Source organism: Bacillus sp. FJAT-27001, assembly GCF_019039175.1.
GTDB lineage: Bacteria > Bacillota > Bacilli > Bacillales > Bacillaceae > Bacillus > Bacillus velezensis.
Genome location: NZ_JAHOAA010000003.1, coordinates 325,595 through 345,036, shown reverse-complemented (window position 1 = coordinate 345,036; position 19,442 = coordinate 325,595). Strand labels below are relative to the sequence as shown.

Annotated in this window: 21 protein-coding genes and 1 pseudogene; 4 read left to right on the top strand and 18 right to left on the bottom strand. The window is 47.0% G+C overall.

Annotated features, from left to right (window positions below; all coding sequences use genetic code 11):
* Nucleotides 1-62: 62 nt before the first annotated feature.
* The 3 genes from BGM27_RS11910 to spoIIR form a co-directional block, all read right to left on the bottom strand.
* Nucleotides 63-1,103, bottom strand: a complete 1,041-nt coding sequence (locus BGM27_RS11910; protein ID WP_007407602.1) for an L-threonylcarbamoyladenylate synthase — start codon at nt 1,101-1,103, stop codon at nt 63-65.
* 156 nt (nt 1,104-1,259) lie between these two features.
* Complete coding sequence (locus BGM27_RS11905; protein ID WP_007407603.1) at nt 1,260-1,703, bottom strand: GNAT family N-acetyltransferase; 444 nt, start codon at nt 1,701-1,703, stop codon at nt 1,260-1,262.
* Between the two features lie 70 nt (nt 1,704-1,773).
* On the bottom strand, nt 1,774-2,454 hold the full coding sequence (gene spoIIR / locus BGM27_RS11900; RefSeq protein ID WP_007407604.1) for a stage II sporulation protein R: 681 nt from the start codon (nt 2,452-2,454) through the stop codon (nt 1,774-1,776).
* A gap of 160 nt (nt 2,455-2,614) precedes the next feature.
* On the opposite strand from spoIIR, the gene BGM27_RS11895 reads away from it, so the two are divergent.
* On the top strand, nt 2,615-2,989 hold the full coding sequence (locus BGM27_RS11895) for a UPF0715 family protein (protein ID WP_003151143.1): 375 nt from the start codon (nt 2,615-2,617) through the stop codon (nt 2,987-2,989).
* Here BGM27_RS11895 and BGM27_RS11890 read toward each other — a convergent pair.
* The 3 genes from BGM27_RS11890 to prfA all read right to left on the bottom strand — a co-directional run bounded on the left by BGM27_RS11890 (nt 2,976) and on the right by prfA (nt 5,257).
* Nucleotides 2,976-3,254 carry a DUF5316 family protein gene (locus BGM27_RS11890; RefSeq protein ID WP_020954349.1) on the bottom strand — a complete coding sequence of 93 codons (279 nt, stop codon included), beginning with the start codon at nt 3,252-3,254 and terminating at the stop codon, nt 2,976-2,978. The two genes, BGM27_RS11895 and BGM27_RS11890, sit on opposite strands and share 14 nt — an antisense overlap.
* 70 nt (nt 3,255-3,324) lie before the next feature.
* Nucleotides 3,325-4,185 carry a peptide chain release factor N(5)-glutamine methyltransferase gene (gene prmC / locus BGM27_RS11885; RefSeq protein WP_007407606.1) on the bottom strand — a complete coding sequence of 287 codons (861 nt, stop codon included), beginning with the start codon at nt 4,183-4,185 and terminating at the stop codon, nt 3,325-3,327.
* 1 nt (nt 4,186) lies between these two features.
* Nucleotides 4,187-5,257, bottom strand: a complete 1,071-nt coding sequence (prfA, locus tag BGM27_RS11880) for a peptide chain release factor 1 (RefSeq protein WP_003151139.1) — start codon at nt 5,255-5,257, stop codon at nt 4,187-4,189.
* 111 nt (nt 5,258-5,368) lie between these two features.
* On the opposite strand from prfA, the gene gloA2 reads away from it, so the two are divergent.
* Together gloA2 and racA are read left to right on the top strand one after the other, a co-directional pair.
* Entirely contained in the window at nt 5,369-5,752 is a 384-nt protein-coding gene (gloA2, locus tag BGM27_RS11875) for an SMU1112c/YaeR family gloxylase I-like metalloprotein (RefSeq protein ID WP_003151138.1), read from the top strand.
* Between the two features lie 109 nt (nt 5,753-5,861).
* Entirely contained in the window at nt 5,862-6,425 is a 564-nt protein-coding gene (gene racA, locus BGM27_RS11870) for a chromosome-anchoring protein RacA (RefSeq protein ID WP_007407607.1), read from the top strand.
* A gap of 33 nt (nt 6,426-6,458) precedes the next feature.
* Here racA and BGM27_RS11865 read toward each other — a convergent pair whose 3' ends face one another.
* The 11 genes and pseudogenes from BGM27_RS11865 to spo0F all read right to left on the bottom strand — a co-directional run bounded on the left by BGM27_RS11865 (nt 6,459) and on the right by spo0F (nt 16,929).
* Nucleotides 6,459-7,415, bottom strand: a complete 957-nt coding sequence (locus BGM27_RS11865) for an AEC family transporter (RefSeq protein WP_007407608.1) — start codon at nt 7,413-7,415, stop codon at nt 6,459-6,461.
* 86 nt (nt 7,416-7,501) lie between these two features.
* Entirely contained in the window at nt 7,502-9,199 is a 1,698-nt protein-coding gene (gene malS, locus BGM27_RS11860; protein WP_007407609.1) for an oxaloacetate-decarboxylating malate dehydrogenase, read from the bottom strand.
* 283 nt (nt 9,200-9,482) lie between these two features.
* Nucleotides 9,483-10,067 (bottom strand): thymidine kinase, encoded by a 585-nt coding sequence (locus tag BGM27_RS11855; RefSeq protein WP_007614390.1) that lies wholly within the window; start codon nt 10,065-10,067, stop codon nt 9,483-9,485.
* 84 nt (nt 10,068-10,151) lie between these two features.
* Entirely contained in the window at nt 10,152-10,352 is a 201-nt protein-coding gene (gene rpmE, locus BGM27_RS11850; protein WP_003151132.1) for a 50S ribosomal protein L31, read from the bottom strand.
* A gap of 121 nt (nt 10,353-10,473) precedes the next feature.
* The gene (rho, locus tag BGM27_RS11845) at nt 10,474-11,760 is read right to left on the bottom strand and encodes a transcription termination factor Rho (RefSeq protein WP_003151107.1); all 1,287 of its coding nucleotides are present in this window, start codon (nt 11,758-11,760) and stop codon (nt 10,474-10,476) included.
* Nucleotides 11,757-11,965, bottom strand: a pseudogene (locus tag BGM27_RS20890) (hypothetical protein). The gene rho and the pseudogene BGM27_RS20890 overlap by 4 nt, the downstream one beginning before the upstream one ends.
* 201 nt (nt 11,966-12,166) lie before the next feature.
* Complete coding sequence (gene glpX / locus BGM27_RS11840) at nt 12,167-13,132, bottom strand: class II fructose-bisphosphatase (RefSeq protein ID WP_003151105.1); 966 nt, start codon at nt 13,130-13,132, stop codon at nt 12,167-12,169.
* A gap of 33 nt (nt 13,133-13,165) precedes the next feature.
* Nucleotides 13,166-14,455 carry a UDP-N-acetylglucosamine 1-carboxyvinyltransferase gene (locus tag BGM27_RS11835; protein ID WP_007407612.1) on the bottom strand — a complete coding sequence of 430 codons (1,290 nt, stop codon included), beginning with the start codon at nt 14,453-14,455 and terminating at the stop codon, nt 13,166-13,168.
* A 309-nt stretch (nt 14,456-14,764) separates the two neighbouring features.
* Nucleotides 14,765-15,403, bottom strand: coding sequence for a fructose-6-phosphate aldolase (fsa, locus tag BGM27_RS11830; RefSeq protein ID WP_007407613.1), 639 nt, complete (start codon nt 15,401-15,403; stop codon nt 14,765-14,767).
* Nucleotides 15,404-15,521: 118 nt separating this feature from the next.
* Nucleotides 15,522-16,379, bottom strand: coding sequence for a class II fructose-bisphosphate aldolase (locus BGM27_RS11825; RefSeq protein WP_003151102.1), 858 nt, complete (start codon nt 16,377-16,379; stop codon nt 15,522-15,524).
* 175 nt (nt 16,380-16,554) lie between these two features.
* Complete coding sequence (spo0F, locus tag BGM27_RS11820) at nt 16,555-16,929, bottom strand: sporulation initiation phosphotransferase Spo0F (RefSeq protein WP_012118670.1); 375 nt, start codon at nt 16,927-16,929, stop codon at nt 16,555-16,557.
* Nucleotides 16,930-17,093: 164 nt separating this feature from the next.
* Here spo0F and BGM27_RS11815 point away from each other — a divergent pair, with 164 nt between their 5' ends.
* Nucleotides 17,094-17,615 carry a DUF2529 domain-containing protein gene (locus BGM27_RS11815; protein WP_007407614.1) on the top strand — a complete coding sequence of 174 codons (522 nt, stop codon included), beginning with the start codon at nt 17,094-17,096 and terminating at the stop codon, nt 17,613-17,615.
* A 47-nt stretch (nt 17,616-17,662) separates the two neighbouring features.
* On the opposite strand, the gene pyrG is transcribed toward BGM27_RS11815, so the two are convergent.
* Complete coding sequence (gene pyrG, locus BGM27_RS11810) at nt 17,663-19,270, bottom strand: glutamine hydrolyzing CTP synthase (protein ID WP_007407615.1); 1,608 nt, start codon at nt 19,268-19,270, stop codon at nt 17,663-17,665.
* Nucleotides 19,271-19,442: the final 172 nt, after the last annotated feature.

Here is a 19,442-nt window from a genome sequence, read left to right as displayed (position 1 = left end):
AAAACCCCCTTGGACGTGCCCGCTTGTTTAGCTTATGCATGTCCGATAGGGGGTAGAACAAGTTAATGGATAACGGTGCCGCCTGCGGCTTTCATCAGCCTGTTCATAATGGCAAGCCCCACTCCGGTATCCGGAAAGGACTCAGAAATAATCATGTCCACTTCCGCTTCATCAAAACTGCGGAGCGCATCGTATAAGGCGGACGCCACTGTTTCAAGGTCGGCGCGTCTGCCGCAGACCTTGATATAATCAGCCTGGTAACTATCGGCGTTCTCTTCTGTTGTCAGAATGCCGATTCGTTTCCCCCGGCTTTTATATGCGTCTGCCAGTTCTTGAATTCTCCGGGCGCCGCCGTCGGCAATAGCCATCGGCGCAGAAGGCGCGTAATGTGTATATTTCATACCGGGAGAAATAGGAACCTCATCTTCTTCGGTCAGCCCTTTATCCACAAGAACCGGACCGGCGGCGGATTCAATCTGCTCTTTTGTCACGCCGCCCGGACGAAGCAGCACGGGCTGTTTCCCCGTACAGGACAGAACGGTTGATTCCACTCCGATTCCCGTCGCGCCGCCGTCCACAATACCGGCAATGCGGCCGTTTAAATCATGGGCTACATGCTCGGCCTTCGTCGGGCTCGGTTTTCCTGATAAATTGGCGCTCGGCGCGGCGATCGGCAGTCCGGCCGAGCTGATGAGGGCTAATGCTACCGGATGATCTGGCATTCTGACCGCTACCGTCTCAAGTCCCGCGGTGACACGGGGTGACAGCACACCGGGCTTACACGGCAGAACAAGGGTCAGCGCCCCCGGCCAGAATAGCTTCATAAGCTTTTTCGCCGTCTCAGGAATATGGCTGATAAAACGATCAAGCTGGCTGATATGGGATATATGCACAATCAGCGGGTTATCGCTCGGCCTTCCTTTCGCCTCATATATTTTCGTTACGGCTTCCGTATTTTCAGCGTTAGCGCCCAGTCCGTAAACGGTTTCTGTCGGAAAAGCCACAACCTCATTCTGCCGCAGCAATTCCGCGGCTTGTGTAATCTGGGGATCGGTTGTGGATAATTCTGCGGAACAATCCACAAACCATCTTCTTGTTTTCATGTAGAACCAAACTCCTTATTTTAAAGCGGTAAAACTTTATTTTCTCTCGTGTATTCCTTTTGAAAGTATAAAAGATGTCCTTTAATAAAACAAGTGTTATCCACAAACTGTGGACAACACTTTTTAATAAGTGGATAACCTTGTGTATAAGTTAGATCAGGCAGAGGTTTTCACCATTAAAAACGAACCTTCTGTGCATAACGAGTTGCGGAAATGTTCGGACGTATACAGTTCATCAGGCGCATCGGCGCACGCTTCAAATCCCATCACATTCAGAAACTCAGCAGATGAGGGCTGATTGGCGACTAAGTAGACATCTTGAATCTCATGTTTTTTGCACAGCACATCCATACTTTGAAACAGTGTAACGATATGGCTTTGATTCAGCCTGTCCGACATGACGAGTGAACGGAGAAGCCCTTTTCCGCCGCTGAATTTTTCGATCCCGAGACAGGCGGCAATCATTTTTTCGCTGTCTTCCAGTACGATAAACCGGCTGATCTGCTGATCGATTTCCGCATGTGCCGTATCAGCCTTTTTCAAAAAGGCCTCCAGCGCCTCCGTATCTTGATCTCTTGCCACTCTCAGCTGATAAAACATATATTTCCCTCCGTTTCGATCAACTCTTTCTTCCAATCTATGAATCGAATCCGGATTTATGCCTTTTACTTCAGGAAAATAGATCTGAAATCCAATCGACGAGGAAAAACTTCACTTCGGTATCATCGTCATCTTTATTTTCTTTCTTCGCTTTATCAGCCTTTGCTTTTACGTCATCCAGCACTTTTTTAGTCTGTTTCTGCGTTTCTTCCTGCTTCTGTCCGCCGTCTTCCTGATCTTTCACCGCTTCGCCGTTTGAGAAATCAAGGAAGCACAGCGGCGGAAACAAGACGCACCACCAGTTGGCGCCCTCGCCATTGCCGAGTGTAATTAAAATCGCTTCATATTTTCCGGCCGGATAGACCATATTGCCGTAGAGCTTTGTCGGAAACGAGATTTTATTGAATTGAACTGAAACGGATTGATGCGCACCCTTTTCTTTCATCGTCTGTTTGGCGATTTCTTTAATTTCAGGAAGCTTCGAACGAATGAGCCGCCGCGCTTCTTCAATGGAAGTGATATCTTTCACCCAGTCCGTAATTTGCTTGTTTACAGCATCTCTGATCTGGCGCTTGAGCTTTTGATCTTCATCGTTATCACTGTTGGCCAAAATTCTGAGCCGGATCGCTTCATCCGGTATGACGACGGGCTCATCGGCTGATGCCCGCGCCGTTTCTTCTTTTGTCAAACCCGCAAGCGCTCCTGATAATAAAAGAAAAATATATATGCAGATCATCATTGTCTGTTTCATCGGTCCCCACCGTTCCTCTCCGTGCTTTTTTTATCTAGTCCCATTATGGACATGACGGAAAAGGTTTAAACCGGCGGGAAGAAAAAAATCTAGCAAGCTGATAATCTGCATTGACAGATTCAAAATATGGTACGATATTATTTTGATAGGAGGTTTTCAGATGAAATATAATTACACCGTGCTGCTGTCGGCGGCATGTATGTCTGTCATTTATTCTATTTTGTATGTTCATCAATTCATTATCGCGGCTTTCATTTCGATGGCGTTTTATTTTTTGTTTCCTTATTTGATTTTTGCGCTGCCGCTTCAATACTTTCTGAATAAAAAGCCGAAGAGATTTCATCCGCTGTATTTTCTTTATTATTTAGGGGTGTCATTCATTGCAAACGGGATCATCTTCGGTCTTTTGCAGCCGTCAGGCCAATCTCTGTTTTCTAATTCAGCCTTTTATATCTTTGCGGTTTTAACAGCCGTCGTCTATTGGGTATGGGATTCCGTATTGCTGCAAAGACAAAATCCGGCTACAGAAGCGTAATCAGCAGACAGCCGGCTGAAGGGAGAGCGGCGCAAAAGAAAACGGCGGCCATCTTTAAACGGGCGTGCCGTCCTTCTTCTGTTTCAGAATGATAATTGGCCCGCTGCTCCGCTCCGCTTACGGCCAACCCGGAAACGATAATCGCTGTGACGATAAGAACAGCCGTAACGGCGCCGAAAATGATGTCAACGCCAAACGGCAGAACAAACCCCGCCGCATAAGCTGCGGCGGCGAGTATACATCCGAAGGCGAACGCTTTTTTCAAGGCGGATGCCCCTTTCATTTTCTTTCCATTGTAACAAAAGCCCGCCGTGTGCGTCACCGGCGGGCTTTTTTCATGATGTGATGACCGCGGATACGGTTCTGTCTTTTCCGTTGATGTCCTGTACGACTTCCACTTCCGCATTCGGAAAGGAATGACGGAACAGGTCTTTCACGGCTTTTCCCTGATTATATCCGATTTCAAAGACGACAAGCGCTTTATCTTTCATGACAAGAGGCAGCTCCTCCATAAACCGCTTGTAGAATTTCAAACCGTCACCGCCGTCCGTAAGTGCATGAAGCGGCTCATGGAAACGGACGATATCCGACAAATCCGCCATTTCTTCTTCAGAAATATACGGCGGATTGGAAACAATAATATCCGCTTTTTTCCCTGATGAAATAAAAGGAGTTAACAGATCTCCCTGAAAAAAACAGACGTCCGCTCCGAGGTTTTGCGCATTTCTTTCCGCCACCTGCAACGCTTCTTTTGAAATATCCGAAGCCGATACTGAAAAATGTCCGCATTCAAGGGCGAGCGTCACCGCAATGGCACCGCTCCCCGTACCGATATCAATGACGTTCAGTCGTTCTGCCTCGGAAAATACCCGCTTTTGTCTGTCCAGCAGATGAAAGACGACTTCTTCCGTTTCCGGACGCGGAATGAGAACATCGTCATTCACAAAAAATTCCCTGCCGTAAAACTGTTCTTTCCCGATAATATATTGAATCGGAATACCTTCTTTATGCATCTCCACGTGCCGCCTGAATCGATAAAGCTCGTCCTCGCCGACGGCCTCCTGCAGACTTGCGAGAAGCTTGCTCCGGTCCATTCCGGTATCATTTAACAACAGCAGCTCGGCCGCGTTTTTTTCTCTTCCCGCTTCGGTTAAATAAGAAGAAGCCCAGCTTAGGGCTTCAAAAACGGTCTTCATCTTAATTTTCCGCCTGCTGGAGCTTGCTTGACTGGTCTTCTACGATTAACGCTTCAACCACTTCGTCAAGCTTGCCTTCCAGGATTTGATCCAGCTTTTGAATCGTCAGGCCGATGCGGTGATCCGTCACACGGTTTTGCGGGAAATTGTATGTGCGGATACGCTCGGAACGGTCGCCTGAACCGACGGCTGATTTACGGGTCTGATCATATTCAGCCTGAGCTTCCTGCTGGAATTTGTCATAGATTCTGGCGCGGAGCACCTTCATCGCTTTTTCTTTGTTTTTAATCTGAGATTTTTCATCCTGACAGGAAACGACAACACCAGTCGGTAAATGCGTCAGGCGTACGGCCGACATCGTCGTGTTTACGCTTTGTCCGCCCGGTCCGCTTGATGCGAATGTATCGACGCGGATGTCTTTTTCGTGAATGTCCACTTCTACTTCTTCCGCTTCAGGAAGACACGCCACCGTCGCCGTGGATGTATGAATACGGCCGCCTGATTCCGTTTCCGGAACACGCTGTACGCGGTGCGCGCCATTTTCATACTTCAGCTTAGAGTATGCGCCTTTTCCCGTAATCATAAAGATGATTTCTTTGTAACCGCCCGTTCCGGTAACGTTTGCTTCCATGACTTCAGTCTTCCAGCCTTGGATTTCGGCATAACGGGAGTACATTCTGTAGAGATTTCCCGCAAACAGCGCGGCTTCTTCTCCTCCCGCTGCTCCGCGGATCTCCATGATTACGTTTTTGTCATCGTTCGGGTCTTTCGGGATGAGGAGCACTTTCAAACGCTCTGATAAGGTTTCCGTCTCTCCCTGCAGTTCGGAGATTTCTTCCTTCACCATTTCTCTCATATCGGCATCAAGCTTTTCCTCAAGCATCGCTTTCGCATCGGCAAGCTGTTCTGATGCGTCTCTGTATTGTCTATAGACTTCAACGGTTTCTTGTATATCAGATTGCTCTTTCGAATATTCTCTAAGCTTTTTCGGATCGTTGACCACTTCCGGATCACTTAAAAGCTCATTTAATTTTTCGTATCGTTGTTCAATTGACTGTAAACGGTCTAACACGGTCTTCACCTCTGTTTTCCTGTGCGTAACATTCTCATTATAGTATAGGGCTTATCGCCAGTCAAAAGCAATTCGCCTCTGTTATACTGAAGCAAAAAAGGAGGGGCGGATATGCTGAAATCCATCCACCATATAGCAATCATATGCTCTGATTATGAAAAGTCGAAAGCTTTTTACACCGAGATTCTCGGCTTCGGCATTATAAAAGAAACATACCGAAAGGAACGGGAATCTTATAAACTTGATCTTGCGCTGGACGGCGCGTACGCGATTGAATTGTTTTCCTTTCCCGATCCGCCCGAACGGCCGACCAGACCGGAAGCCGCGGGTCTCCGGCATCTCGCTTTCACCGTAAACGATCTTGAAGCAGCCGTCAGAGAGTTAAAGGAAAAGGGCGTCGGCACAGAACCAATCAGAACCGATCCGCTGACGGGGAAACGGTTTACCTTTTTCTTTGATCCCGACAAGCTTCCGCTTGAATTGTATGAAGCGTAAGTTTTTTGAAGAAATGCCGCTTTCTTTGGCGAATTCCTTCTTGTTTTGTCTAACATGAAGGGAACGCCGCCTCATGGTCGAATACCTAGCAAAAAGGAGGTATGTGATCATGAATACAAACATGGCCGCGAAAGAGCTCGGCGTCTCCGCAAAAACGGTGCAAAGGTGGGTCAAGCAGCTGAATCTTCCGGCTGAACGGAATGAACTCGGACATTATTCCTTCACACCTGAGGATCTTGATGTGCTGAAATCGGTCAAACGGCAAATTTCTGAAGGCACTGCCCTTCTGGACGTTCAAGTGCCCCGGCAGCTGAAAAAACGGACGGGCTTCATTTTGCAGCGTCCGAAAATCAATGGCGGCGCTGAACAAAGATTGGAAGAGCTGGAGCGCAAACTGGACATTCTCACGAAAGAGAAACAAGGTGAGAACCATCTGCTTTCAAGGATAGAGGAGCTTGAACGCCAGCTGAAACAAAAGGCGGATGAAGGGGTGTCTTATCAGCTTCTTCAGCACAGGCGGGAAATTGACGACCTCAATACCGAATTGCAGACATTGGCCTCCCGCATCCAGGAACTTGCCCAGACAGCTCCCCTCTCAGAAACAGCCGCTTCTTCAGAACATAAGAAACCCAGAAAAAAAACGAGATTTTCGCCTTTTAAATTTCAATTCTAATCAAAAAAGCTCCCTGAAACAGGGAGCTTTTCATTATGCAGTCAGCGCAATGATGATCGGCAGTGAGATGAGAGATAAAATCGCACTGATCACGAACGCGGACGCAGTTTCTTCCTCTTGTTTTTCGAAACGTGTGGCAATCATCGCCGCTACCGCAGATCCAGGGAATGCAACGAGCAATACCGCTTTAGTGATCTGGTCAGCCGGAAGTCCGACTGCAAGAGCGATCAAGTACATCAGCGCAGGCTGAACGGCAACTTTTAACAAAGCGATACCGAAAGCCGGCAGACTGAGCTTAATGTTGCGGATACCGACAGTTACACCGACGGCGAAGAGCGCAACACCTGATGTTGTGCTTCCGAGCTGATCAAGCATTTTTTCTCCCAAGCCAGGGAGTGTTACACCGCAGAGTACCAGAATGATACTGATAAGCGGTGCAGCCGCAAGCGGTTCGGAAAGACCGTGAAGAATAGACTTACCAGTCATTTTCCAGAAGTTCTCGTTTTCAGTGTCTTTTTTCTTAGATGACTCACCGACAGTAGCGATAATGATCGCAAGCGGGTCAAGGATGGCGTTAACCACGATACCCGTAACGGCGATAGGAATCGCTACTTCGCTTGCTCCGAATAAGCTTCCTAGTACGGGAATACCCATAAAAGCAAATGTCGGTTGTGCAGAGTTTAAAGAAAATACAGATGAATTCGTTAAATCATACTTGAAGATAAATTTGCAAACCAACAGAATGACGATAAAGAATCCGACAATCCCAATGATCAAAGCGACCATCAAAGGAACCTGTGATAAAAACGCACTTCTTGAAGTGGTTAAAATACTTGCGATAAAATGCGCCGGAAGCGCGTACTTCGTAACTAAGGTGCTTACCCCTTTTGCTGACTTCGCGTCATAACTTCCGAAGCGACCTGCGAACCATCCCAGCACGATCACGAAAAAGATCGGCGCCAGGAGGATTAAAATATCTAAGAAGCTCAAAATGTTCTCCTCCAAATCCTTAATGTCCGTATACTTTAGCCTTTACATAAAAGCTTTCCCTCGGACTGTAAAATTAATCGTAAAAATTATTTAGCGACAACTTGTTTATATTGCGGTTTCCACATTGCATCAAGAACGGCTTGTTCTACATTTTCAGGAATGCGGTTTGCCACGCCTTCTTTAATGGCAGTTTCCGCTACGGCGATCGCAACTTTAATTGAAACTTCTTGTAAGTCGCTCATGCTCGGCAGAAGGCCTGCACCCGGTGTTTCAAAATCAACGCTTTCTGCGATTGCGTCAGCAGTTGCCGCAAACATTGCAGGAGTAATCACTTTCGCTTCTACAACGATTGAACCGAGACCAAGTCCAGGGAACGCGAATGCGTTGTTAGATTGTCCGATTTCATGAGAAACGCCATTGTACTCTACATTGTCAAACGGGCTTCCTGTCGCCACAAGCACTTTGCCGTCAGTCCATTTGAAAAGATCGCTAGGAACGGCTTCAGCAAGCGGTGTCGGGTTAGACATCGGCATGATGACCGGACGCTCAACGTGTTTTGCCATTTCTTTGACGATTTCTTCACTGAACGCGCCGCTTTGGCCTGATGTACCGATTAAGATTGTCGGTTTCGCTTGACGGATCACTTCAATGAAAGGAATTTGTCCGTTTTCATCGCGTTTCCAATCTTTAATTTCTTCAGCTGTGCGCAGGTACGGCTCTTGGAAATCAAGAATGTTTTCCATACCTTCAATTAACAAGCCTCTGTAGTCCATTGTGTAGAACGCTTTGTTGGCTTCTTCTTCAGAAAGACCGGCAAGCACCATAGTGTCGCGGATTTGGTCAGCGATTCCGATTCCGGCAGATCCCGCACCGAAGACAACCACACGCTGGTCTTTAATAGACGCGCCTGTTTTCTTCATAGCCGCAAGCACACCTGCAAGCGTAATCGCGCCTGTTCCTTGAATGTCATCGTTGAATGTAAGAATTTCATGGTTGTATTTCTTCATGATATTGCGCGCGTTTTTGTTTCCAAGGTCTTCCCAGTGAAGAAGAGCTTTAGGGAAATATTTAAGCGCAGCTTTTACATAAGCGTCAACGAAAGCTTCGTAACGTTCGCCTTGGATACGTTCATGGCGGTTACCGATGTATAAAGGATCGTTCAGAAGTTTTTCATTGTTCGTACCGACGTCAAGAACGACAGGAATAACACGGCTTGGGTCAATACCGGCGGCAGCTGTGTATACCGCTAATTTACCGATGGCGATGTTGATACCGCCTACACCCCAGTCACCGATTCCGAGGATGCTTTCTGAGTCTGTCGCAACGATCAGATCAATATCTCCGGCAGTGGCATGAAGGTTTTCAAATGCCTCTTCAATCCCTTCCACGTTGTCGATAGAAAGGTAAATCCCTTGAGGTCTTCTGTACTCATGGCTGTATTCTTGAATCGCTTCACCGACAGTCGGTGTGTAAACAACCGGCAGCATTTCACGAAGATGGTTTTGAAGCAATTTAAAGAAAAGAACTTCGTTACGGTTTTGCAAATCATTCAAATACACGTTTTGGCGAAGGCGGTCCGGCTGAGCTTGAAACTGCTCGTATGCGCGTTTTGCCTGCTCATCAAGAGACAGAATTGTCGGAGGAAGCAGCCCGTCTAATCCAAGGCTTTTTCTTTCTTCTGCTGAAAACGCAACACCTTTATTTAAAGTAGGGATAGATAGAACTTCTTTTCCTCTTAAAGTAGTTTCTAAGTTGCCTTCCTTCGTTACTTTAATATTATTCAAGAAAATCTCCTTCTTTCTTCAAATAGTTAACAAAGTTAAGTAATTACCCATTTTGGCTAGTGTGATCGCGATCTGCTATATCTTTTTTTGACAATTATTCGAACAATGTCTCATAACTATTTACATTACTTAGTCATTTTATGCCTGTAAAAATGAAAATTCAAGAGATGAAAATTACTTAATTTTTTCATACTCTTTTTTAAGTTATTTAACTACAATTTTTGAAAAAACGTCAAAAAAACACCGGATTTTTTACCGGTGTTTTCATGAAAAGGGTTATTTATCAGTCTGTTTTTTTCGGCACTTCGTGATGATGTCTGCATCTCGCTTCGTATGACTCCGATGCGCCGACTAAAATGACCGGATCATCATAGGAAGCGGGCTTCCCGTCAATCAAACGCTGCGTACGGCTTGCCGGCGACCCGCAAACGGAGCAGACCGCCTGCAGCTTCGTCACCGATTCGGCAACCGCCATCAGATTCGGCACCACGCCGAAAGGCTCTCCCCGGAAATCCATATCAAGTCCGGCCGCGATGACACGATAGCCTTTATCCGCAAGCGAGGATAAGTCGCCGATGATCGATTCGCCGAAAAACTGCACCTCATCTACCGCGATGACGTCCGTGCTTTCACTGATATGATCCCATATTTCAGCCGAAGACGAGATGACGTGGCTTGTCATGGATGTGCCGTTGTGAGAAACGACGGCCTCCTCACTGTAGCGATTATCAATGGCAGGTTTGAACACCTTGACCTCCTGCTTCGCATATGTCGCTCTTTTCACTCTGCGGATCAGCTCTTCTGATTTCCCAGAGAACATGCTGCCGCATATCAGCTCAAGCCATCCGCTTTGCTTCATTATGTACATAGGCTATCCGCTCCCCTTTTTTTCCTGTTTATGGACATAAAAAACAGGCAAGAAGCAATTCTTGCCTGCCTGTAAAATCTATTATTACTTAAGACCGTATTTTTTGTTAAAGCGATCAACACGACCATCAGCAGAAGCGAATTTTTGACGTCCAGTGTAGAATGGGTGGCATTCAGAGCAAATCTCAACGCGTACCTCTTCTTTTACTGAGCCTGTTTCAAATTCATTTCCGCAAGCGCATTTAACTGTTGCTTTTTTGAAATTAGGATGAATTCCTGCTTTCATTGTATCCATCTCCTTCCGCCCTGAATCCCGTGTGGAAACAGAGTTATTATTCCGGAGTAATCCGGAACGCATATGAGAGAATTATATCAGTCATTTACTGCATTTGCAAATACATTTTTTATCAGCGGCGGGCTGATGATGAAAGGTTTGCCTGCTTCCATTCTTGGTTGATCAGATCGAAGAATTCCTGATTCGTTTTTGTTTTTTTCATTTTTCTCATAAACTTCTCTGCGAAGTCCGGAGAATCAGACATCGATTTGCGGATCGCCCATAGACGGTCAAGATGCTCTTTCGGCACGAGCAGCTCTTCCTTCCGTGTGCCGGAGCGGCGGATATCGATCGCCGGGAAAATCCGTCTTTCCGCAAGAGAACGGTCAAGGTGAAGCTCCATGTTGCCCGTTCCTTTAAACTCTTCATAGATGACGTCATCCATCCGGGAGCCCGTGTCTACGAGCGCCGTCGCCAAAATGGTCAGACTGCCGCCCTCTTCAATGTTTCTCGCGGCACCGAAAAAGCGCTTCGGACGATGGAACGCAGCCGGGTCAATCCCGCCGGAAAGCGTACGTCCGCTTGGCGGGATAACGAGGTTGTAGGCCCGTGCCAGGCGGGTAATGCTGTCCATCAGAATGATAACGTCTTTTTTATGTTCAACGAGACGCATCGCCCGTTCAAGCACAAGCTCCGCTACCTTAATGTGATTTTCCGGCACTTCATCGAACGTCGAGCTGACGACATCGCCCGCTACGGAACGTTCAATATCCGTTACTTCTTCCGGTCTTTCATCAATTAAGAGAACGATCAATTCAGCGTCAGGCTGATTTGTCGTAATGCTGTTAGCGATTTCTTTCAACAGCATGGTTTTACCGGCTTTCGGCGGCGCCACGATCAGACCGCGCTGGCCGAAACCGACGGGAGCCATCATATCGAGAATTCTTGTTGAGAGATAATTCGGTTTCGTCTCAAGCACCATTTGGCGGTCCGGATAAAGCGGAGTCAGCGCAGGAAAATGGACGCGCTCCTTCGCAGATTCCGGATCGTCTCCATTTACCGCTTCAACGTGCAAAAGTCCGTAATAGCGTTCGTTTTCTTTCGGCGGACGCACCTTGCCGGATACTTTGTCACCGTTTCTTAAATCAAAGCGGCGGATCTGGGAAGCAGAAATGTAGATGTCTTCTGAGCTTGGCGAGTAATTAATCGGTCTGAGGAAGCCGAATCCTTCCGATTGGATGATTTCGAGCACGCCTTCCATAAACAGAAGATCCTCCTGCTCGGCGTTGGCTTTCAGAATGGCAAAGATTAATTCTTTTTTAGTCAGTTTGCTGTAGTAGGAGATTTTATAATGTCTGGCCAGTTCATATAGTTCTTTTAATTTCATATTTTCCAAAGAGGAAATAGATACGTCTTTCATAAAAACACCACGCTTTTCATAGTCAATGTATTGCTGTTTTCATTCAAATCGGCTGCTTCGCATGATTCCGCCAAAGCACATTCTTTTATAAAACGTTCAGGAACTTCTATCGGTAACACTTCCACCCATGATCGGCGCTTTTTTAAAAAAGGAATGTCTTAATGAGTTTTGAAGGAAGCGAGGACAAAAACTTGAGAAGATCAATATTTATATCGTCTGTATGCGGTAGAATTTGAAAATTTCCCAGTACTCAAAAGAAGGAATGACACAGAAAAATCGCAGCACTCTTTATTTTTACCTCATTTCAAAAAATTATTCAACTTAAATAATGCTTTGACATATAAATGATAGGGTTGACTCTTTATTGCAAAAGAAAAGCGGGACTTTCCGTCCCGCTTTTCTCTATTTATGGCCGGATCACAAGATTTGGTTTTTTCTTCAGGCTGTGTCTTCCGTCAACGAATCGGACCGTTCCTGATTTCGCCCGGATGACCAGACTTTCAGTCGTGCCGACGGAGCCTTTGAACTGAACGCCTTTCAGCAGCTCTCCGTCCGTGACGCCCGTTGCGGCAAAAATGGCGTCATCCCCTCTCACAAGGTCCTCCATCCGGAGCACTTTGGATACATCAAGGCCCATTCGCTCACAGCGGGCCTGCTCTTCCGCACTTTGCGGCAGAAGCCTGCCGATGATTTCGCCGCCGAGCGCTTTTAACGCAACGGCAGACAGCACGCCTTCAGGAGCCCCGCCTGAACCGAAGAGAATGTCTACTCCCGTATGGTCAAAGGCCGTATTGATGGCGCCCGCGACATCACCGTCGTTGATCAGTTTGATTCTGGCGCCCGCCTCACGCAATTCAGAGATGATTTTTTCGTGTCTGTCACGATTTAAAATGGTTGCCACGACATCTTCAATGTCTTTGTTTTTCGCTTTCGCAACGGCTTTTAAGTTATCAATGACAGGCGCTTCAATATCGATGCAGCCTACCGCTTCGGGACCGACCGCGATTTTTTCCATATACATATCCGGGGCGTTCAGCAGTGTTCCATGGTCGGCGACCGCGATCACCGTCAGCGCATTCCAGCCGCCGCTCGCTACGATGTTTGTGCCTTCAAGAGGATCGACGGCGACATCGACGCGAGGGCCGTATCCGTTTCCGAGCTTTTCGCCGATGTAAAGCATCGGCGCTTCATCCATCTCGCCTTCCCCGATCACGACCGTGCCTTTCATCGGCACCGTGTCAAACACGTCACGCATTGCGCTTGTCGCCGCATCATCAGCTTCATCTTTTTTCCCGCGGCCCATCCATCTGGCAGATGCTAAAGCCGCCGCTTCAGTGACTCGAACCAATTCCATCGATAAGCTTCTTTCCATTTCAACACGATCTCCTCTCAAAAGTCCGCATTTCTATGAATTTTGGAGCTGTTCTATCTCTTCGTCCGTCAGCCTTTGCCGCCAGATTGTGGCGCCCAGACCTTCAAGTTTTTTCTCAAGATTGCTGTAGCCGCGGTCTAAATGCTCGAGACCGGTAATTTCGGTTACGCCGTCAGCCATGAGCCCGGCGACGACCAGACAAGCGCCTGCACGCAGATCGCTCGCCTTTACTTTTGCGCCCTGAAGCTCGGCCGGACCGGTGATAATGGCCGACCTGCCTTCCACTTTCATGTTGGCCCCCATCCGTCTCAGCTCATCTATATGTTTAAATCGGGCCGAGTAGATGGTGTCGGTTACGACGCTCGTGCCGCTGGCTCTCGTTAACAGAGATGTCATCGGCTGCTGAAGATCAGTCGGGAATCCCGGGTAAACAAGCGTTTTTACGTCGACCGGTTTTATCTGCTTCTGCCCGCCGAGCATAAGAAGCTGATCGTCACTCGTCTCAATGTGAAAACCCATTTCCCTGAGCTTCGCCGTTAAAGACTCCAGGTGAGTCGGTATGACATTATCAATAATGACTTCTTTCCCCATCGCGGCGCCGGCGATCATAAAGGTGCCCGCCTCAATTCTGTCCGGAATGATCGTATGCCTGCATCCGTGCAGCTCTTTTACGCCGTCGATTCTGATTACATTGGTTCCCGCGCCTTTGATCTTTGCGCCCATGCTGGTGAGCAATGTGGCAACATCAATAATCTCAGGTTCCTTGGCGGCGTTTTCTATCACGGTTTTACCTTCAGCCAGTACAGCGGCAAGCATGATATTGATCGTCGCTCCGACGCTGACGACATCTAAATAAATCCGTGCGCCTCTCAGCCTTTCGGCGCGCAGATAAATCGCGCCTTGTTCATTGGTGACTTCCGCCCCAAGCGCTTCAAACCCTTTGATGTGCTGGTCAATCGGCCGCGGCCCGAGATGGCATCCGCCCGGCAGTCCGATGACAGCCTGTTTGAAGCGGCCCAGCATCGCGCCCATTAAGTAATAGGAAGCGCGGAGTTTTTTCACTTTGCCGTTGGGAAGCGGCATGCTGATCATCGGAGAAGGGTCGACGACCATTTCTCCTTTTTCAAAATGGACGTTTCCGCCGATTTCTTTCAGCAGGTCACGCAGCGTTTCAATATCTGAGATCTCCGGAAGCCCTTCGATCGTTACTTCGGAATTTGCCAGAATGGTTGCGGGTATCAATGCGACGGCGCTGTTTTTCGCGCCGCTGATATGTACGGTTCCGTTTAACGGATCGCCGCCGGCAATATTCAACTTTTCCATGATAGTCTCCTTCCATAAGAAGATAGCTGCGGAGCGTAAATAAAATGGCATTTTATTCTGTCTCTGCAAATAAAGCTCTTGTCCAAAATGTAGCCAATTCGAAGAGAAAGAATACAAGGACATTATAAAATAACAGGAAGAAAATAGCGAAGCTTTGCGGGGCATTTTTAACACAGGATGCACAGAGGCCCGCCGGGTTCACATTCCGGGGAAACACACTCTTCACTTTGATACTGAAGGCCCGCTGCCAAACAGGAAAACATAAGGGTGCGGCAAACGGATGCAACCGGTTTGCCGCCCTTTTCACCCTTATTTATTCCAGTCTGCCAAGAATTGCTCGATGCCTTTATCCGTTAACGGATGTTTCGCCAGCTGGTGAATGACTTTCAGCGGCATCGTACCGATATGCGCACCGCGTAAAGCGGCTTCAGTCACGTGCTGCGCATGACGGATGGAAGCTGCGATGATTTGTGTATCAATGTCATGAATGTCAAAAATCTGTCTTATTTCTGAAATCAGTTCAAGACCGTTATGGCCGATGTCATCCAGACGACCTAAGAACGGAGATACATAAGTCGCCCCGGCTCTTGCCGCCAAAAGCGCTTGGTTGGCGCTGAAAATGAGCGTTACGTTGGTTTTAATGTTCAGGTCGCTCAGCGCTTTTACGGCTTTTAACCCTTCAGACGTCATCGGGATTTTCACCGTGATATTCGGTGCGATTTTCGCAAGTTCTTTACCTTCTTCAATCATCTCTTCAGCATTCAGGGAAATGACTTCCGCGCTTACTGATCCGCTCACGACTTCCGTAATCTCACGAAGTCTGTCATGGAAAGACACGTCAGCTTCTTTCGCCACTAAACTAGGGTTTGTCGTAACTCCGGCAAGAACGCCAAGTTCATAAGCTTCTTTAATCTCGTCAATGTTTGCTGTATCAATGAAAAATAACATAAGGAAAGCCTCCCCAGTAATAAATTTTCAGAACTGTAAAACATGATTGCGCTTTCTAAAGGTAAGACATAAAACCGCCTGTCAATGCTGTCAGGCGGTTTATGGATGTTACATTGGATTAAGCTTGGTTTGAAGAACCGAACTCACGCATTTTGCCGATAACCGTTTCTTTGATCGCTTCACGAGCAGGTCCAAGATATTTACGAGGATCGTATTCGTTCGGCTTAGCTGCCAATGTTTCGCGGACAGCTTTTGCAGAAGAAATTTGGTTTTCAGTGTTTACGTTGATTTTAGCCGTACCAAGTGAGATTGATTTTTTAATGTCGGCAGTCGGAATTCCTGTACCGCCGTGAAGTACTAATGGAAGGCCGGTTGATTTGCCGATATCTTCCATTTCTTTGAAGCCGAGGTTCGGTTCGCCTTTGTAAGGGCCGTGAACAGAACCCAGTGCAGGTGCAAGGCAGTCGATGCCAGTGCGCTCTACAAGTTCTTGACACTCTTTAGGGTCAGCATAGATTACGCCTTCAGCGATCACGTCATCTTCCTGTCCGCCTACAGTTCCAAGCTCAGCTTCAACTGAAACGCCGTGGAAATGAGCAAGCTCAACCACTTTAGCTGTAGTTGCTACGTTTTCCTCAAACGGGTGGTGAGATGCGTCGATCATTACAGAAGTGAAGCCTGCATGAATCGCTTTCGCACAAGATTCAAAGCTTGAACCGTGGTCTAAGTGAATGGCGACAGGAACTGTCACTTTGTATTCTTCCATAAGAGCTTTAACCATGGCAACCACTGTTTTGAAGCCGCCCATGTAGCGTCCCGCGCCTTCTGAAACACCAAGAATAACCGGGGATTTTTCCTCTTCTGCTGCTTGTAAAATAGCTTGAGTGAACTCAAGGTTATTTAAGTTAAATTGTCCAACAGCATATCCTTTTTCTTTAGCTGTATTCAACATTTCCGTCATTGAAACTAAAGGCATGTCGAAAGTCCTCCTTATGTAGCCTGATTTGCTTCTTCTCGAAAAAAGCTTTCCACCTATAGCATGACCATAAAAACCTGTCATATGTAAAACAACAGATCGCTTTTTCTCCATCTCTAGGATACCAACTTTTCGACAAATCGGCAACACAATGACATAATTGTTTCTAATTTTATTAATTCGATTTTAGAGGTAAATATTTTTTCACCGCGTCTCTGATCTCATCAATGTCAAAAGGTTTCGCAAAATGAGTCAGCGCTCCGAGCTCTTTTGATTCCTTAATCATATCGAGTTCTCCGTAAGCGGTCATGATAATGACGCGGATGGATTCGTCGATCATCTTCATGCGCTTGAGAATTTCGATTCCGTCCATGCCGGGGATTTTCATATCTAAAAGCACGAGATCGGGCCGTTCTTTCGTTACGATGTCCAGCGCCTGTATGCCGTTGGCGGCCTGAAACGTCTGGTACCCTTCTTTATGAAACACTTCATTGAGCAATATGCGTATACCGTATTGGTCATCTACGATTAAAATCTTTTCATTCATCATTTTACACCCCAATATTATCATTTTCGTCAAAAGGAAGCAGTTGTTTATGTATTCTGTTTGATTTTCACATTTCCTTTAATTATAATAGTCTACTTTCCGACATTTTCTGAGCATTTTCTCTTTTGTTGTATACTGTTCTTGTATGTGTAAAGGAGGTTTCACTCATGTTAAAGATATTTACAACGCAGCTTGCAGGCATTTTTTCCCGCATTCAGGATAAGGAATCCGAAGCAATAGAAGACGGCGCGCGCCTGCTGGCGCAGGCAGCCGTCAGCGGCCATACCATTTATTTATACGGCGCAAATGAGATGCAGGGCATTTTGTGCGAGGCGGAACTCGGCTCAGAACCGATGCCTTCCGTCAAAGCGTTTCCGGATACAGCTGATTCGATTACAGAAAGCGACAGGGTGCTGATGTTTTGTTCAGGTCCGGGCACGGCTGAAGAACAGGCGCTGGCTCAAAAGCTTTATGAAAAAGGGATCGGCCTCGTTGGCGTATCTCCTGTCATCAAAGATCAAACCGGGATTGAGGAATTTTGTGATGTTCATATTGACAGCAAATTAAAAATGCCGCTTCTGCCTGATGAAGACGGGACAAGATACGGCTTTCCTTCATTAATGACAGGCCTGTATGTCTATCACGCACTGTCCTTTACGTTAAAGGAAATGATGCAGGAATATGCCTGATGCAGAAAAAAGACTTGCCGCTTTTAAAGGAGGCAAGTCTTTTTTTATTACTTCTGTTCTGCAGCTTGTACGGAAGCGCCGATAAAGTCTTTGAATAAAGGCTGAGGTCTTGTCGGTCTTGATTTGAACTCAGGGTGGAACTGGCAAGCGACATACCAAGGATGGTCTTTCAGCTCGATGATTTCCACAAGACGGCCGTCAGGGCTTGTGCCTGAGAACACAAAACCGTTCTCTTCCATTTGCTGTCTGTATTCGTTGTTGAATTCATAACGGTGGCGGTGGCGTTCGTATACCACTTCATCCGCATACGCTTCGAAGGCTTTCGTGTCTTCCTGAAGCTTACAAGGGTACAGTCCGAGACGAAGCGTTCCTCCGAGATCCTCGACATCTTTTTGTTCTGGCAGAAGATCGATGATCGGATAAGGAGTGGACGGATCGATCTCCGCAGAGTGAGCCCCTTCCAGACCTAATACGTTTCGCGCATATTCAATGGATGCAATCTGCATACCGAGGCAGATGCCGAAGAACGGAATTTTATTCTCACGCGCATACTTGGCGGCGATGATTTTCCCTTCTACGCCGCGGTCTCCGAAACCGCCGGGCACGATGATTCCGTCTGTGCCGCTAGTCAGCTCTTGAATATTGCTTTCTGTCACTTCTTCGGCGTTAATCCATTTGATCTTCACATCAGCGTCAAACGCATAGCCGGCGTGGCGCAGTGATTCAACGACTGAAATGTAAGCGTCCTGAAGCTCGACGTATTTACCGACGAGGCTGATTGTAATGGTTTTAGACAAGTTTTTCACTTTCGTGACAAGGTCTTTCCATTCCGTCATATCCGGGTCTTTGCATTCTAATTTCATATGATCGCAGACAAGCTTATCGAGTCCCTGCTCCTGAAGGTTAAGCGGGATGGAGTAAAGGTTGTCCGCATCTTCGCACTCGATGACCGCTTTCGTGTCAATATCGCAGAAGAGCGCGATTTTATCTTTCATATCTTGAGAAATCGGCATTTCCGTGCGCACGACGATGATATTAGGCTGAATACCGAGGCTTCTCAGCTCTTTTACGCTGTGCTGCGTCGGTTTTGTTTTCAGCTCGCCCGCCGCTTTGATGTACGGAACAAGCGTACAGTGAATGTACATCACGTTTTCGTGGCCGATGTCGCTTTTCATTTGACGGATGGCTTCAAGGAACGGAAGGGATTCGATGTCTCCCACTGTTCCGCCGATCTCAGTAATGACTACATCTGCGTTTGTTTCTTTGCCTGCACGGTACACGCGGTCTTTCAGTTCATTTGTGATGTGCGGAATGACCTGAACCGTTCCGCCGAGGTAGTCCCCGCGGCGCTCTTTTTTCAATACGGCAGAATAGATTTTACCAGTCGTCACGTTGCTGAATCTGTTCAGATTAATGTCAATGAACCGCTCATAATGCCCTAAGTCAAGGTCAGTCTCAGCGCCGTCATCGGTAACGAATACCTCACCGTGCTGGTACGGGCTCATCGTTCCCGGGTCAACGTTGATATAAGGGTCAAATTTTTGGATGGTGACGCTCATGCCTCTGTTTTTCAACAGGCGGCCAAGTGACGCAGCCACAATTCCTTTTCCGAGTGATGATACAACTCCCCCGGTTACAAAAATATATTTCGTCATTTCGTTTGCTCCTCTCTTCGGTCTGCGCTACATTCCTTAAAATGTGCCGTTTTATAGAAAATCATTTCACTAAAAACAAATGATGTGTAAAAGAATTTGGGAGATGAAAATAAGAAAGCTCCCTTTCAATTTCTTGAAAGGGAGCGTAGCACTCTTATGAATTCTCTTCTTT

What these genes read in the sequence shown, in the direction of transcription:
- BGM27_RS11910 (WP_007407602.1), bottom strand. Translation starts at nt 1,103, where the DNA reads ATGAAAACAAGAAGATGGTTTGTGGATTGTTCCGCAGAATTATCCACA.
- BGM27_RS11905 (WP_007407603.1), bottom strand. Translation starts at nt 1,703, where the DNA reads ATGTTTTATCAGCTGAGAGTGGCAAGAGATCAAGATACGGAGGCGCTG.
- spoIIR (WP_007407604.1), bottom strand. Translation starts at nt 2,454, where the DNA reads ATGAAACAGACAATGATGATCTGCATATATATTTTTCTTTTATTATCA.
- BGM27_RS11895 (WP_003151143.1), top strand. Translation starts at nt 2,615, where the DNA reads ATGAAATATAATTACACCGTGCTGCTGTCGGCGGCATGTATGTCTGTC.
- prmC (WP_007407606.1), bottom strand. Translation starts at nt 4,185, where the DNA reads ATGAAGACCGTTTTTGAAGCCCTAAGCTGGGCTTCTTCTTATTTAACC.
- gloA2 (WP_003151138.1), top strand. Translation starts at nt 5,369, where the DNA reads ATGCTGAAATCCATCCACCATATAGCAATCATATGCTCTGATTATGAA.
- racA (WP_007407607.1), top strand. Translation starts at nt 5,862, where the DNA reads ATGAATACAAACATGGCCGCGAAAGAGCTCGGCGTCTCCGCAAAAACG.
- BGM27_RS11855 (WP_007614390.1), bottom strand. Translation starts at nt 10,067, where the DNA reads ATGTACATAATGAAGCAAAGCGGATGGCTTGAGCTGATATGCGGCAGC.
- rpmE (WP_003151132.1), bottom strand. Translation starts at nt 10,352, where the DNA reads ATGAAAGCAGGAATTCATCCTAATTTCAAAAAAGCAACAGTTAAATGC.
- rho (WP_003151107.1), bottom strand. Translation starts at nt 11,760, where the DNA reads ATGAAAGACGTATCTATTTCCTCTTTGGAAAATATGAAATTAAAAGAA.
- glpX (WP_003151105.1), bottom strand. Translation starts at nt 13,132, where the DNA reads ATGGAAAGAAGCTTATCGATGGAATTGGTTCGAGTCACTGAAGCGGCG.
- BGM27_RS11835 (WP_007407612.1), bottom strand. Translation starts at nt 14,455, where the DNA reads ATGGAAAAGTTGAATATTGCCGGCGGCGATCCGTTAAACGGAACCGTA.
- fsa (WP_007407613.1), bottom strand. Translation starts at nt 15,403, where the DNA reads ATGTTATTTTTCATTGATACAGCAAACATTGACGAGATTAAAGAAGCT.
- BGM27_RS11825 (WP_003151102.1), bottom strand. Translation starts at nt 16,379, where the DNA reads ATGCCTTTAGTTTCAATGACGGAAATGTTGAATACAGCTAAAGAAAAA.
- spo0F (WP_012118670.1), bottom strand. Translation starts at nt 16,929, where the DNA reads ATGATGAATGAAAAGATTTTAATCGTAGATGACCAATACGGTATACGC.
- BGM27_RS11815 (WP_007407614.1), top strand. Translation starts at nt 17,094, where the DNA reads ATGTTAAAGATATTTACAACGCAGCTTGCAGGCATTTTTTCCCGCATT.
- pyrG (WP_007407615.1), bottom strand. Translation starts at nt 19,270, where the DNA reads ATGACGAAATATATTTTTGTAACCGGGGGAGTTGTATCATCACTCGGA.